The sequence below is a fragment of the Paenibacillus sp. LS-5 genome (genome assembly GCF_056121505.1).
The window spans coordinates 44,835-59,500 of record NZ_JBWAVA010000019.1 but is presented as its reverse complement, the minus strand read 5'-3'; the positions used below and the strand labels follow the sequence as shown (position 1 = coordinate 59,500).

Sequence of the window (14,666 nt, the reverse complement as noted above, 5' to 3'; positions counted from 1 at the left end):
CCCTATAATTTTTGTTCTCTAATTTTAGTTACTACTTTTTGATAACACTGAAGATCTTCTGTAAATTCATTTTTCCATTTTTCAACCAACTTAGGATCTGCACTATCTGGTCTAGGATTTTGTAATGGAAGCCGAATTCTAGATGGAATTTTAATAGCTTCCCCTACAACGATAGCTTCTCCAATTCTTAAAGATGGTAATAAATCTATTAAACTATTCATATTATCGGGCGCTAAAGATTTTACAATCGACTGATCTGATGAGTTAGTAAGTCGAAGAGCTATAAAGGTACCGACTTGTGCCAATATGGTTTCTGAAATTTCCGAAGGACGTTGTGAGATTACAAGTGCACCCAATCCAAATTTCCGGCCTTCTTTAAAGATTTTTTCTACAGCAACCTTAGCATAACTGGTGGCATCGTTCTTTCCCAAATATGAATGTGCCTCATCATAGGCAAGAAATAGTGGTCTATTTTTACCTGTACGAATATCGTTTCGGCCCCAAAACATACTATCGTAGACAAAACGTGTTATTAAGCCAACTGCTATGTCCAGTACTTCAAAAGGAACATTACTCAAATCAAGAATTGTCAGTCTTTGATGATTGCCAATCCAGTCATTAAGTAGGTTATGCAAATCCTTTGGAGAATCTGCGTCTTTGTAATCACCTGGATGGAACATGAAGTTATACCTGCTGTCTCTCAGTCTGCTAAGTAGCTTTTTTTCATAGGAATAGTACTCGTTATGTTGGCTTTTATATGGAGGCGTATTTGCAGCAGTATCCAAATGAGAATGGAATTTTGCTCCTTGAAGATTTTCATGATCTCCAGTATCTTTAGTTAATTGATCTTCCTGTGTTTTGAGATATTTCTCGGAATCTTCTTTAGTTTGCTCATCTTTTTTAGTTGAAGAAAAACTTGCATTTAACCACCAATTCATTTCGTGCCATAGCTTTTTGGAGTTAAAAGGTATCGGCGAATCGGCAGTTATATAGTCTTGATTAACGTCTCCAGCTTTCAAACGACAATTTTCTTTTTTAAACTGGACAACCAATTCTCTTAGTAATCTGTACTCAGGCCTCTGATCGTCTGTTGGTTTAGCACCTACAAGAAAATAAGCTAATTCATCAAAATTCATAAGCCAAAAAGGAATATATAAAGGATTAACTTGATCATTGATTTTAAAAACTTTGGCTTCAGGAAATGCTGATGCATATTCTCCGTGAGGGTCAATGAGAACCATTCTTGAGTTTGAATAATCATTAATAATTCTTTTAATTATTCCCACAGTTGTATTTGATTTTCCACTTCCTGTTGAACCCAATATTGATGCATGCCGGAGTACAAGCTTATGTATATCAACGAATACATCTAAATTATCCGATGACGAATGTTTTCCAATAGGAGTGGAACCCTCGCTTCCTTTTCCATATATATCGGCCAAATCAGATTCTGTTACAATATGCACTTCGTCATTTATAGTTGGATATAAACCGATTCCTTTTTCAAAATCTCCGTTTCCTATCTTTTCTCCAACTAAGTTAACGGTTAGAAATCGTGACCCGATTGTTTGTTTTAAATCACTATCGTTAAGTTTGCTTGGAGTATTACTCACGCTGGAAACAATTCCGTATGATACCACATTGCCAATTGGCATTTTTACAAAAGTGCCTATTTGACCGATTTTGTATACCTTTCCTTCAATGATTGGGCTAGAAGATGGTATGTTATCACTAATTTCTACTTCTACAATATTTGAATCGACTCTGATAATTTTCCCTAAGAAAGTAATATCATTTTCCATGCACAGCCTCCTCTATGCTCTTTTTCTTTCCTGAATTAGCGATTAGAAATGATGATAATTTTTTAAAATCGCCAAGTATGAATTTATCTTCTTCTTTGTCCCAATATAAATCGCTTTCGTTGGTATTTCCTATGCTATCATCATATTTCCATTGATAAAGCCTGCCGTTAGTAATCATTTTTTTTGGACCCATTACACAGAGGTTTAAATGTGTTATAGCAATTGACTCCATAAAATCAACCTGTTCATCAGAAAAGCACATACATACTGCATATAGTCGAGGATTCTGTCTTAAACCATTGAAAATAATTTCATTGATGTGCTGATCTGAAAATGAATATCCAGAAAATATAAAGAGACGTTCTCCCTGGTATAAATAATTCTTTAATCTATCAAAATATGCAATAAAAGGTTGTTTGCGCGATAAATTGTATTTTTCCTTTGAAGGATAAACAACAAGTTCATTTTCGGGTACATCAACTTTTCCATTTCTAACAATTTTAAAGTTGTCAGATAAACTGTCTTTTCTAAACTCCCAGTTTAATGAACCATGGATTTTCCACAATCTTATCCAGTTAAAAGTTAAATCATTGTTACCTACAGTTTTCTCAATACTTTCTGGCCAAAAGAATGGCTCGTATGAACCTACAAACCCGTCGAAATATGGAATGCGGTTGTCTTCCATAGCTTTTTCTAATAACAAGTCATAGTTTGTGGTGAAAATCTCCTTAATGCTATTTCTATTCGCAATGTCAAGCCATGCGAAAAATTTCCTTAACTCTGTAATATCTGCATCTTGCTCTTTAGATTGAATGATATCAAATATTTTTTTGCATATTTGTTCATCTAGTATTTGAGCAACTCTTCCATTTAAACCATCATATTCTCTTTCTTCTTTTTCTCCGGTTATTTCTCTTATTTGTCGAACATAGTTTAATATATCTTCTACACTAATATTTCTCCCGTCATGCAAGCCAGCTAAGCTATATTTAAGACTTGTAAAGTGGGGTTTGAGGCTATCATCAAGTTTGCCTTCAACATCATCTGTTAATTTGTAAATATTGGGTAGCCCAAATGCACAAGAACTTCCTGCTCCAAAAAAGAAACCTATATTTTTTGAATAGGACAATACCTTTTTGAATTCATCCATCTCTTGAACTACATTTATTTGGCTCATATATTTACTCCTTATTGGCTTAGGATATGCGGGATTACATTCTATATTCAGACATTTTTCGAGAGAGTTCCCTTCGATTATACATCGTCACCCAAGATATTCCAATAATGATATAGGTAAAAAGATTACTATATTAGCTGAACTTAAGAATGATAGCCGGATACGCCCTTTCTGCGGCAGCGGTTGTGTTTGGCTTTTGTCCATATTAGTATTCAACCGTTTTCTCCTTCCCATGGTTCCAGCGGCTCATTCCAACCCTTGCAGACATCAACGAATCCTTGGCTTCGGAATAGATGGTCAATTCATCACAGTTCAGTCGAATATGGAATTGGTGCTGCCGCATGCTGTAAACAATCTTTCAAATCTCTTCATAGAAATGTCCAGATAGACTTCCAGATCATGGGTGAGTCCAAACGGACAGAAACCTCCGATTTCGTGGCCGGTCCGTTCCAGAACCTCATCCGAACAGAGCATTCTTGGCTTGAAACCGAAGGCTTCCCTGAATTTCTTGTTATCCACTTTGGTCATCTCCGGCAGTAACGATGAGAATGGCATGTTCTTTTGATCCACAATAGATAGGATTTTGGAAATCCGGGCGGGTAGCATACCGATCATAGTGGCAGTCATTCTAAAGTGGCGCTGGAGGTGGCAAATTCCTGTACATCCTCCCGGCCAACGTGCCAAAAATGTTCTTTTACATTTGCAATCGTCATGTTTCAGACTCCATTCCTTTTTTATGATAAGGTCATAGATTCCCTGAATTTTTATTGACCTTTTGCAGCAAAATAATCAGCTGATCTGCCTCTTCTTCAGTAAAGTCGAGGGTAAGCTTACGGTTCAGCTCGGTCAGGATCGATTGGAGAACCGGAGCGAACTCCAGTGCCTTGGTTGTCGGATAGAGCAGGGAGGAACGCCGGTCCTTGGGATCGGTGCTACGCTCAATATATCCGGATACTTCAAGCTGCTTCACTGAGCGGGCGGTAGTGGCTTTATCGAATTTCATTTCATTGGTCATTTGATCCTGCGTGATGCCGGGATGGCTCAGAATCAGCTTCAAAAAGCTGTGCTGCCCGCCACTTCCGATGCCGTAAGGCATCAGTTCCTTGACCAGCCATTTCTGGTTCTGGCGGTGAAGCTGGGAGATCAGCTTGCCGATAGATTCTCTTTTTGTATTCAACATGCACACCTCTTTAGTTAAAATCCTGCAGTCAGCAGGCTCTCATCAAATTTTACATGATAATAGTTGCGCGCGCAACTAAATTGGAGTACACTGGTGAAGATCAACTCGTTGCGGACGCAACTATATGCGAAAACTGTTTAAAGAGGGTGCTAAATATGAGTACACTTAGTGCAACCTATCAGGAGGATGCGGCGGTTCAGAAGAAACGCTGGATGATTCTAATCGTTCTGAATTTGTTCACCTTTATGTCCACGCTTGACGGAAGCATTGTGAATATTGCCTTGCCAGTGCTGGTGAAGAAGCTGCAGCTGCCGATAGCACAGGTCGAGTGGGTTACTACTGGTTATTTGATGGCGATTTGCATGGCCATTTTGTTCTTCGGAAAGCTGGGAGATATCGCCGGCAAGATCCGGATTTTCAAAATCGGAACGGTGATCTTTATCATCGGCTCACTGCTCTGCGGTCTGAGTGCAAGCCTGCCGTTTCTGATCGCTTCCCGGGTCATTCAGGCGATTGGTGCTTCGATGACCATGGCTAACAGCCAGGGGATTGTTACAGACATTTTCCCGGCTACAGAACGCGGCAAAGCGCTCGGGCTGATCGGGACCTTCGTATCGCTCGGCAGTATAGCAGGCCCCAGCCTGGGCGGGATTATCGTCTCCGCATTAGGTTGGGAATATATATTCTGGGTGAATGTGCCGATTGGCATCATCGCTATTGTACTTGGGTGGAAGGTGCTTCCGAAAGATCTGATCCGGGTAAAATCCAGAATCGATCTCCCCGGAAGCCTGCTGTTCGCCATATTCATAGTGACCTTGTTCGCCGGTCTGCTGCTCGGACAACAGCTTGGGTACGGGGACAGCCGGATTCTCTCTGCATTGATCGCCGCAACTGCAGCCTTTATTGCTTTTATTATGGTGGAGCTGCGCCGGACTCAGCCGCTCCTGCAGCTGTCACTATTCAAGAATCCTTTATTTTCACTCAGCATCTTATGCGCGTTCCTGGTATTCGTGGCGAACTTCTGCTTCAACATTATTGCCCCGTTCTATGCGCAGAACATGCTGAACCTCTCGCCATTCTATGCCGGGTTTCTGCTCATGCTGTTCCCGATTTCCATGGTGATTGTGGCTCCGCTAAGCGGTGCATGGTCTGATAAAATCGGCTCCGAACTCCTGACCTTCGCCGGACTGATCGTGATGGTCATCGCTCAATTCGGCCTGGCCCACCTGCATGAAGGTAGTGCCGTAACGCTGGTAGGTGTGTGGATCGCCATGCTTGGCATCGGCAGCGGTCTGTTCCAATCACCCAACAACTCGCTGATCATGTCCAAAGTGCCGCGGACCCAACTGGGTTCGGCAGGCAGTGTCAACTCGCTGGTCCGCAATGTAGGGATGGTTGTCGGGATTACGATTGCCACATCTATACTCTTTAATGTGATGAGCAGCAGGGCTGGCTACCGGGTTACCGGCCTGATCCCGGGCCGCCCGGATATTTTCCTATCCGGCATGCATGTCGTGTTCATGACCTCATCAGCCATCTGCCTGGTATCTGCGCTGCTGACCGGCTGGCGGATGATCAGCATTAAAAAGGCTAAGAAGGCAAAGAAAGCTACAGCCTGACATGCCGGGAGACTTATTCCAGCACAGCGTCTTGTAAGGAAGCTTATACTGAAAGATAGAGCCGACTCCGACAGGGATGCAGTGGCAGAATGATTTATTGTGCTTTAAAGGCTTTTGTCACAAATACACACTCTGCATTGTCTTCAATATGTACACACATTTATGGAGGCGATGAGAATGAGTTTAAGATTTAATCACAGAGTGGTGAACGCTCCGGTTTTTAAGGCAATGAGGGCACTGGAGCAACAGGCGGGCGAGCGGATAAAAGATAAGGTATCCTATGAATTAGTAAAAATACGTGTCTCCCAGATCAATGGCTGCGCCTTCTGTCTGGATATGCACGCCAAGGAATTGTTGAAGCTTGGCGACTATGCTGACCATATTCTGTTGCTTAGTGTGTGGCATGAGGTTCCGCTGTTTACAGCCAAGGAAAAGGTGCTGCTTGAGCTTGCAGAAGCTGTAACCCTTATCAGCCAACAAGGAGTTCCCACGCCTCTGTATGACAAGGTTATGGAGCATTTCAGCCAAGAGGAGTATGTAGACTGGATTCTGGCGATGAATACGATCAACAATTGGAACCGGATGGCGATTTCTACCGGAATGTATCCGGGTTGTTTTGACTAACTGATTAGAGAAAAGGCAGGTATAAGGTACAGGAGGGACAGCAGTGAAAGACTGGGCAAGTAAGCCAGGTACGGGAACAAGTCCAGAGCCAGTGCAGGGTAGCAGCCTGGAGGAACTCTTCCGCAGCTACTATCGTTACGGCTTTTCCATTGCATACAGGATGCTTGGATCAGTAGGCGATGCAGAGGATGCAGTACAGGATTGCTTTGCGGAGATGCAGTGCCTTGGCTTAAGCAATATTCACAATATGAAGGCATATGTGGCTAAGGGAATCACCAACCGTTGTCTGAATATGCTTGGATCGGCGAGAATCCGCAGGGAGACATATATAGGGCAGTGGCTCCCTGAGCCGGTAAGTGACGCTTATGATGAGCCCGAAGCTTCAGTGGAACGGAAAGATACGCTCTCCTATGCTTTTCTGGTGCTGCTGGAACTGCTGTCTCCAACAGAACGGGCAGTGTTTGTGCTGAGAGAGGCTTTTCAATACGGATATGATGCCATTGCAGAAATGGTCGGCAAGTCAGAGAGCAATTGCCGGCAGATCTTTAGCCGGGCGAAACGTACACTTCAAGCCAGACCAACTTCTGAACTGCATCCGGCACCCGGCGGTAGTGCTTCAAGAGAACAACTGCTGCACCGGTTCACAGCTGCGTTTACCGCTTATGATATTGAAGGAATGCTTGCGCTGCTGGGTGAGCATCCTGTCCTTGTCTGCGATGGAGGGGCGAAGGAAGTGCATACGATTCTTAGACCAATGAAAGGCCGTAAAGGTGTGCTGGCACTGCTGACCTCACGGCGGGTGCTGAAACAGATGCATGAGTGGGAAATCTCAACGAACAGGATTAACGGCGAGCAGAATCTAGTGTTCAAGCGGCAGGGTGAGGTTAGAGCAGTGCTCTGTCTGGTATTGGATAAGAGTGGAGAGCACATTCAGGACTTGTATCTGATGATGGCTGCCAGCAAGCTAGGTCATGTGAACTAAAATAAGCGCTGCTTCCCGTATCATAGGAAGGCAGCGCTTCTTCGTGGATCTAGTTCTTGAAGCTGTGTATCGGAGCAGGAATACGCCCACCCCGGTTCACGAACCCGGAACAGTCGAACTTGTTCACGGCCATAACTGGCGCATAGCCGAGCAGACCTCCGAATTCAACCATTTCGCCTACTTCTTTGCCGATGACCGGAATCACGCGGACTGCAGTAGTCTTGTTGTTGACCATGCCGATAGCAGCTTCGTCGGCAATGATGCCTGCAATGGTTTCTTTGCTGGTGCTTCCTGGTATTGCAATCATGTCGAGCCCGACGGAGCAGACACAGGTCATCGCTTCCAGCTTCTCCAGGGTCAGCGCGCCGCGCTGTACCGCCTGGATCATGCCATGGTCTTCACTGACCGGGATAAAGGCGCCGCTTAGTCCCCCTACATAGGATGAAGCCATAACGCCGCCTTTTTTTACATTGTCATTAAGGATGGCAAGCGCGGCAGTTGTGCCGGGTGCTCCAGCCTCCTCGAGCCCCATCACCTGGAAGATCTCGGCGATGGAATCACCGATCAGCGGAGTAGGTGCCAGAGACAGATCGATAATGCCAAAAGGCACATTCAGCCGTTTGGAGGCTTCCTGGGCTACCAGTTGTCCCACGCGGGTAACCTTGAAGGCGGTACGCTTGATCGTCTCGCAAAGGGTCTCGAAGTCGTGGCCCTTCACTTCCTCCAGTGCACGCTTGATTACTCCCGGACCGCTGACGCCAACGTTGATTACACATTCACGCTCACCAACACCGTGAAAAGCACCGGCCATGAACGGGTTGTCCTCGACTGCATTGCAGAAAACGACCAGCTTGGCACATCCGATGGAATCGCGGTCCTTGGTGCGTTCAGCGGTCTGAAGAATAATATCACCCATCAGCTTCACAGCATCCATATTAATCCCGCTGCGCGAGGAGCCTACGTTGACGGAGGAGCAGACTCTTTCAGTAACTGCCAGCGCTTCAGGGATACTGTCGATCAGAATCCGGTCGCCTTTGGTACAGCCCTTCTGGACCAGGGCAGAAAATCCACCGATGAAGTTTACACCTACCTCTTTTGCCGCCTTGTCCAGAATTTCGGCTACCGGCACATAGGTGTCCGTATGGATTGCACCGGCAGCAATGGAGATCGGAGTCACCGAAATCCGCTTGTTGACAATCGGTACCCCGAATTGGCGTTCCAGATCCTCACCGGTTTTTACCAGCTTCTCAGCAGAGCGGGTAATTTTGTCATATACATTCTGATTGAACACCCGCATATCCGTGTGGGCACAGTCCATGAGGCTGATTCCCATTGTAATTGTACGGACATCCAGATTCATTTCCCGGATCATTTTATTCGTTTCCTGTACTTCGCCAATTGAAATCATAGGTTTAACTCCTTAAATTTTATTCATATATATTCATCTTTAGCCGTTTAAATCCGATGCATAATATTAAAGATATCTTCATGCTGGAGCTTGATCTCAACGCCGATCTCTTCGCCGACATGCTGCAGATCTTCTACAATCTCTTCAAAAGATTTACTTGGTGCGGATATATCCACTATCATCATCATGTTGAAATAATCCTGTACAATCGTCTGTGAAATGTCCAGAATGTTCAAATTGTGACCTGCGAGATAGGTGCATACCTTTGCGATAATACCTACTTTGTCTTTTCCCAGTACTGTTATAATCCCCTTCAATGAAAAAGCCTCCTATTATAATTAATGTTTATCTAATGCTTTGCCCATCCGCCGCTTTAACGGAATGAACCGTTTCAATTATTATGGCAAAGGATTGGACAATCGACAACCGAAGTTTTTTTGTCCGTCTGCTCACTGATTTGCGCTTAAGCCCCATTTTAAATAGAATACAGTTGACAGATTAATAAAGCTATGTTTACAGCCTCGCATATACTAGCAGCTCGAAGGAGTTATCATGACAACTAGAAAATACAAAGAGCTGGTCGAGCAGCGTACCAGACAAACACTTCAAGCCTGGTCAACACAGGATGTCGTAAGTGAAAAGGACATTTACCGTTTCCTTCATAATTTGAAGGGTACCGCTGGAACCGTAGGATTATTCAAGATCGAGAAGCTGGCAGACAGCACGTTGCTCTACTTCACGGAGGATATCCACCGCAGCTGGCCGGAAAAGGAGTGGGGAGATTATTTATACCCGCTGCTGGAGCTTTTTGATGATGAAACAGATGCAGGGCTAGAGCCGCCAGGCCCGCATTCGCTTCAAACAGGGCATCTTCACGACATGCCGATCCAGCAAGAAATTCTGATCATTGATGACGATGTGGAACTGGTGGCTTTTATGCGTGAAGCCCTGGAGAAGCAGTCCTATTATGTGAGTATTGCCTTATCCGCCGAACGCGGATTGAAAATATTTTATGAGAGCAAACCGGACTTGATTCTGCTCGATATTCTGCTCCCGGACCAGAGCGGGATTGATGTGCTGAGGCAAATTATCGGCAAGGCGAAGAAAGAACGGATTCCTATAATTATCGTCAGCGGAGAGCATTCCAAGGATATTCAAATGTACGCCTATTCATTGGGTGTGATGGATTACATGCCGAAGCCCCTGGATATCGATTTGTTCCTGGTACTGATCAAAAACCGTTTTGATCTGAAGCGGGAATGGCAGGAATCAATTATCGTGGATGAGCTGACCGGGGCGTTCAACCGCAGATATTTTAACCAGACCATGAAGCAGCTGGTATCTGATTTCCGGCGGACCGGACGGATTTTTTCCCTGGCACTTATGGACCTTGATTATTTCAAGCTGGTGAATGACACCTACGGCCACCAGATGGGGGATCAAGTGCTGCAGACCTTTACGGACGTAGTGCGCCATTCGATTCGTGTGGAAGATACCTTTTGCCGCTTCGGAGGGGAAGAGTTCGCCTTGTTCATGCCTAATACGGACGCTGCTTCCGCTTTGCTGGTCGTGGAGCGGATTCAGCAGCAGCTTGCATCAAGATGTTTTACCGCCAAAAAAGAGGAATTTCAAGTGACCTTCTCCGGAGGCATTACAGAGATCCGTGAGGAGCTGAATGAACCTGACAGGCTGATCGGGGAAGCAGACCAGGCGCTGTATGCAAGCAAGCACAGGGGAAGGAACCGGAATACCCTGTATACGGACAAGCTGGGCACCGACAAAACCGACTCACAGCTGAATGTAATTGTCGTGGATGACGATGCGCTGATCCGGCGGATTGTAACCCATCATTTTGCCTCCTGGGATCCGGTAGGTATTGATCTTGTCAAGGTCAGCAGTTTTGCCAACGGTCTGCTATTCCTGGAATCGGACTGGTATACGCAAGGCGGTAAATATATTATTTTGCTGGATGGAATCATGCCGGAGCTGGATGGACTGGAGGTTCTGGAACGGATCCGCAGCAACTACCCGGAAGTGAATATTCTGGTAATCATGCTCACCGGAAGGAATAACCAGCGCGATATTATTCATGCATTGCAGATGGGGGCCGATGATTATGTAGTGAAGCCGTTTCATCTGCCGGAGCTGCTGACCCGAATCGAGCGGTTGGCTCACAGATTTCTGTTCTAAAACAGAAAAGTGCACAACATCATGAGGAACAGAAGGGTGAGGATTGAATGCAAAAAGTACTTGTAGTTGATGACGAAGAAGTTCTGCGTATGCTGATTGAAGATACACTAGAGGATTTGGACAATGTGGTGATCCATACCGCTGAGAATGGCGCCGAAGCGCTGATCAAGCTTTCAGAGGATCAGTATGACCTGGTCATTTTGGATTATATGATGCCGGAGATGACAGGAATTGAAGTTCTGGAGGCGATTGGAAACGAGCAGATTCACACCCTGCCTATCCTGATGCTGACCGCAAAGGCCCAGGAGAATGACCGCAGTAAAGCCCGTGAGGCCGGAGCGCAATATTTTATGCCTAAGCCATTCAGCCCGATGGAACTCCTGCAGATTGTGGAGGGTATTCTCAGTGAGAACAACGCATCCCTCTAATGCCAGCATGAAAACTAAATATTTTCGGATTATTACTCTGTTATTCACGTTTCTGGTTCTGTCAATCAGTGTCCTGTTCTTCTATATCAATTCCCAGCAAAGCAGGCTGAAGTCGGAACGTGAGCTCCTGCAGAACAAAGCGCATACCATAGACCAGTTGGCCGGGATGCTGAATGAAGTATTTTTCCGGGCCCGCGGGTATGTTGCCTTGAAGAGCACAAGTGAGCTGGGAATGTTAAATACGGCACTTGAGAATCTGGATGAACTTCTGGAGCAATATTCCGGGCTGGATTTGTCACCCGAAGAGGCGGAGTACCGGGATGCTCTATCCGCTTATTATACGAACTACAAGAATCAAACACTGCCAAAAGTAATCCGTATGATTGAAAAAGATGACTATGAGGGCATCCGCAACCTTTCGCAGAGCGGTAGTACGCAGGCCTTGAATGATTTTCTTGCCTATACCAAGACCTTCAAGACCAGATCAGATGAGAAGCTGAGCGAATTGGCAGACCGTTCCATTCGGAAGGCTGACAGCTATACCGTTGCGTCTTTTGGTATCAGTGCCTTCCTGCTGCTGGTCTTTACCTTAATGATCTGGCGGATGCTGAAGGTTCTGATTGATCCGATTGTCCGGCTGGAGGAGGCTGCTCATTCGCTTGCTGCAGGTGAGGCGGTTCTGCTGGGCAGTCTGAACAAGCGGGATGAGATGGGCCGTTTGTATGAGGCCTTCCTGAACATGGCACGCAGCATCCAGGACAAGGAAGAAGAGCTGACGATGCAGAACGAAGAGCTGTACGCCCAGCAGGATGAGCTTCAGGACCAGCAGTTCAAGCTGGAGCGTTCTTTAAGCGAAATTAATAGCATGATGAAAGCACTCGATCAGACCTCGGCTGTCGGCATTCTGTCGGCAAAAGGGCTGTTCACTTATGCAAATGATAACCTTAGCAGCTATACAGGCTACAGAAATTCTGAAATTATCGGCCATCCTTTCCGGTTATTCAAGCTTCTGAATATTGACGCCGCTCAGGTGGAACAGATCATCAGTAAATTATCGACTGGCGGAGACTGGAGCGGGGAAACAGAAGTTCTGGCGAAGGAAGATCAGGGTTCCGTATGGCTTCATATGATGGTCATGCCGTATTTGAACGATGAGGGTAAAGTCTACCAGTATATCCTGATCGCGAACAATATCACCTCCCTGAAAAATGTGCAGCAGCAGCTGGCGGTTACCCTCCAGAATACGGAACAGACTACCTTCATGCTGGAGCGTTATAACCAGTTGAATCATGATCTCACCTACACATTGGACAAACAGGAATTTGCCGAGAAATTCAGCGGGTTCATGAACCGGATCTATGGTTTTGATTCCAGTCTGTTCCTTCTGGTCAAGGATAAGATTGCGGTTGTTAAAGGTGTACCGAAAGCGAATGTGGAGCGCTACCTCGATCATAATCATTCCGATATTCTGCACCGGCTGGGTGAGGAGAAATCCTATATTGTCAAAAGAACCGGCTCGCCTCGGGAACAGGGCATATCTCCGGAAGAAGTCTACTGCTACGATTACTACACTTCCGTAGTAGGCAGCAGTAACGAGATTCTGGCAGTCTTCTGCGGCAGCCGGATTGGCCGTACCTTCACGGAAGAAGAGCTGAGCGAGATTCAGGGGCTCATGAGCCGGGTGGCACTGGCGATCGAACGGCTTATGATGTATGAAGAAATCGAACACGGGCGTAAGCTGAACCGCGATATTCTCAACAATGTCAATGAAGGTATTCAGTTCGTCAATACCGCAGGCGTAATTCAGCATATCAACAAGGCGCTTAATCAGTTGTTCCGCTATAGTGACAGGACTGGAGATTCACTGGTTTCTGCAGAGGATTGGCTGGATGCGTTCACCGGTAAATCTAACGAATCAGCAGAGCTCCGGCAGTTCTATGAGCATGCGATGTCCGAAGCGGCCGTAGATTCCAGCACAATGAAATATTCGCTGGGCAGTGAAGAGATTAAGCATGTGGATGTCTATGCGATTCCGGTTCTTCGCCGTAAAGAACGGATAGGGACGCTGTTCGTACACCGTGATATTACCCGGGAGTATGAGCTTGATCTGATGAAATCCGAGCTAGTCAGCACGGTCAGCCATGAACTGCGGACTCCGCTGTCCAGTGTCCTTGGCTTCACAGAGCTGCTGCTGTCCAAAACCATGAAGCCGGAGAAGCAACTGAAATATCTGGAGACGATTCACAAGGAAGCGAAACGCCTGACGGAGCTGATCAATGATTTTCTGGATTTGCAGCGTATGGAGTCAGGCACACAGCAGTATCACGTCGAAACAGCCCATCTTAGTGAAATTGTGCTTGGGGTTATTGATCAATATAAACTTAGCAGCACTCATCATATCCTTCTGGAAGACGGAGCTCTACACGATGAGGTGGCTGTTGACAGGGACAAAATTATTCAGGTGCTCACCAACCTGCTGAGCAATGCCATCAAATTCTCGCCGGAAAGCCATGAAGTCAAGGTGCTGCTCCGCAATGAGCCGAATCAGATTATCGTGCGGATTCAGGATTACGGGCTGGGTATTCCCAAGAATCAGATTGGCCAGCTGTTCCAGAAATTCAGAAGAGTGGACAACAGTGCATCCAAACGGATCGGTGGCACTGGACTGGGGCTTGCGATATGCAAGGAAATTATTGAAAAGCATCAAGGGGCTATCGGCATCGAGTCGGTGGAGGGTGAAGGTACGACCGTTTGGTTCAGCTTGCCTGTAGAGATTGCAGAGGACAGCAGACCTGTGGAAGAATCCGCCAAGTGGGGAATGGACAAGGAAGAGAAGCCGAATGTGATGATTGTAGAAGATGATTACAGTCTGTCGCTGCTGCTCTCGGAGGAGCTGAAGGGCAAAGGCTTCCAGGTCACCCATCACTATCATCCGCAAAAAGCATTCGACCAGGCTATAAATTCCTCTTTTGTGGCTATCGTCGTGGATCTGATGCTGGGTGTGGAGCTGGACGGATGGGATCTGATCCGTATGCTCAAAAATGATCCCCGGACCGAACAGGTTCCTATTGTGATCTCCTCGGCATTAGACAAAACAGATAAAAGCATGCTTGAGAACGTGAAGACCTATCTGACCAAGCCTTATCCGCCGGGTGAGCTGTCTAGTACACTGCAGGCAATTGTGGATATCCGGCTGAAGTCGGGTGAAGTCCTTTTCCCGGACAATACCCTGTAATAGCTCTTGCCTTACAGTAGA

12 protein-coding genes are annotated in these 14,666 nt (G+C 46.0%); 6 read left to right on the top strand and 6 right to left on the bottom strand.

Annotated features, from left to right (window positions below):
• Positions 1-2: 2 nt before the first annotated feature.
• The 4 genes from AC0MA3_RS22335 to AC0MA3_RS22320 all read right to left on the bottom strand — a co-directional run bounded on the left by AC0MA3_RS22335 (position 3) and on the right by AC0MA3_RS22320 (position 4,159).
• On the bottom strand, positions 3-1,802 hold the full coding sequence (locus tag AC0MA3_RS22335; RefSeq protein WP_474657845.1) for an ATP-binding protein: 1,800 nt from the start codon (positions 1,800-1,802) through the stop codon (positions 3-5).
• Positions 1,792-2,979: an SIR2 family NAD-dependent protein deacylase gene (locus AC0MA3_RS22330; protein ID WP_474657844.1), complete on the bottom strand. Its 1,188-nt coding sequence runs from the start codon at positions 2,977-2,979 to the stop codon at positions 1,792-1,794. Before AC0MA3_RS22330 ends, AC0MA3_RS22335 begins: the two co-directional genes overlap by 11 nt.
• 312 nt (positions 2,980-3,291) lie before the next feature.
• The gene (locus AC0MA3_RS22325) at positions 3,292-3,594 is read right to left on the bottom strand and encodes a YbaK/EbsC family protein (RefSeq protein ID WP_474657843.1); all 303 of its coding nucleotides are present in this window, start codon (positions 3,592-3,594) and stop codon (positions 3,292-3,294) included.
• 130 nt (positions 3,595-3,724) lie between these two features.
• A complete protein-coding gene (locus AC0MA3_RS22320; protein ID WP_474657842.1) occupies positions 3,725-4,159 on the bottom strand; it encodes a MarR family winged helix-turn-helix transcriptional regulator in 435 nt (144 codons plus the stop codon).
• 155 nt (positions 4,160-4,314) lie between these two features.
• On the opposite strand from AC0MA3_RS22320, the gene AC0MA3_RS22315 reads away from it, so the two are divergent.
• From AC0MA3_RS22315 to AC0MA3_RS22305, 3 genes are all read left to right on the top strand, one after another.
• The gene (locus tag AC0MA3_RS22315) at positions 4,315-5,778 is read left to right on the top strand and encodes an MFS transporter (protein ID WP_474657841.1); all 1,464 of its coding nucleotides are present in this window, start codon (positions 4,315-4,317) and stop codon (positions 5,776-5,778) included.
• A 177-nt stretch (positions 5,779-5,955) separates the two neighbouring features.
• The gene (locus AC0MA3_RS22310) at positions 5,956-6,402 is read left to right on the top strand and encodes a carboxymuconolactone decarboxylase family protein (RefSeq protein WP_474657840.1); all 447 of its coding nucleotides are present in this window, start codon (positions 5,956-5,958) and stop codon (positions 6,400-6,402) included.
• 43 nt (positions 6,403-6,445) lie between these two features.
• On the top strand, positions 6,446-7,384 hold the full coding sequence (locus AC0MA3_RS22305) for a sigma-70 family RNA polymerase sigma factor (RefSeq protein ID WP_474657839.1): 939 nt from the start codon (positions 6,446-6,448) through the stop codon (positions 7,382-7,384).
• A 49-nt stretch (positions 7,385-7,433) separates the two neighbouring features.
• Here AC0MA3_RS22305 and AC0MA3_RS22300 read toward each other — a convergent pair whose 3' ends face one another.
• Positions 7,434-8,789 carry a PFL family protein gene (locus AC0MA3_RS22300; RefSeq protein WP_440833899.1) on the bottom strand — a complete coding sequence of 452 codons (1,356 nt, stop codon included), beginning with the start codon at positions 8,787-8,789 and terminating at the stop codon, positions 7,434-7,436.
• 50 nt (positions 8,790-8,839) lie between these two features.
• Positions 8,840-9,109 (bottom strand): ACT domain-containing protein, encoded by a 270-nt coding sequence (locus AC0MA3_RS22295; protein ID WP_074087745.1) that lies wholly within the window; start codon positions 9,107-9,109, stop codon positions 8,840-8,842.
• Positions 9,110-9,344: 235 nt separating this feature from the next.
• Here AC0MA3_RS22295 and AC0MA3_RS22290 point away from each other — a divergent pair, with 235 nt between their 5' ends.
• The 3 genes from AC0MA3_RS22290 to AC0MA3_RS22280 are packed head-to-tail and all read left to right on the top strand — an operon-like array spanning position 9,345 to position 14,645.
• Positions 9,345-10,982, top strand: a complete 1,638-nt coding sequence (locus tag AC0MA3_RS22290; RefSeq protein ID WP_474657838.1) for a GGDEF domain-containing response regulator — start codon at positions 9,345-9,347, stop codon at positions 10,980-10,982.
• 47 nt (positions 10,983-11,029) lie between these two features.
• Complete coding sequence (locus tag AC0MA3_RS22285) at positions 11,030-11,410, top strand: response regulator (RefSeq protein WP_379150777.1); 381 nt, start codon at positions 11,030-11,032, stop codon at positions 11,408-11,410.
• Positions 11,388-14,645, top strand: coding sequence for an ATP-binding protein (locus AC0MA3_RS22280; RefSeq protein WP_474657837.1), 3,258 nt, complete (start codon positions 11,388-11,390; stop codon positions 14,643-14,645). The genes AC0MA3_RS22285 and AC0MA3_RS22280 overlap by 23 nt, the downstream gene beginning before the upstream one ends.
• Positions 14,646-14,666 lie beyond the last annotated feature (21 nt).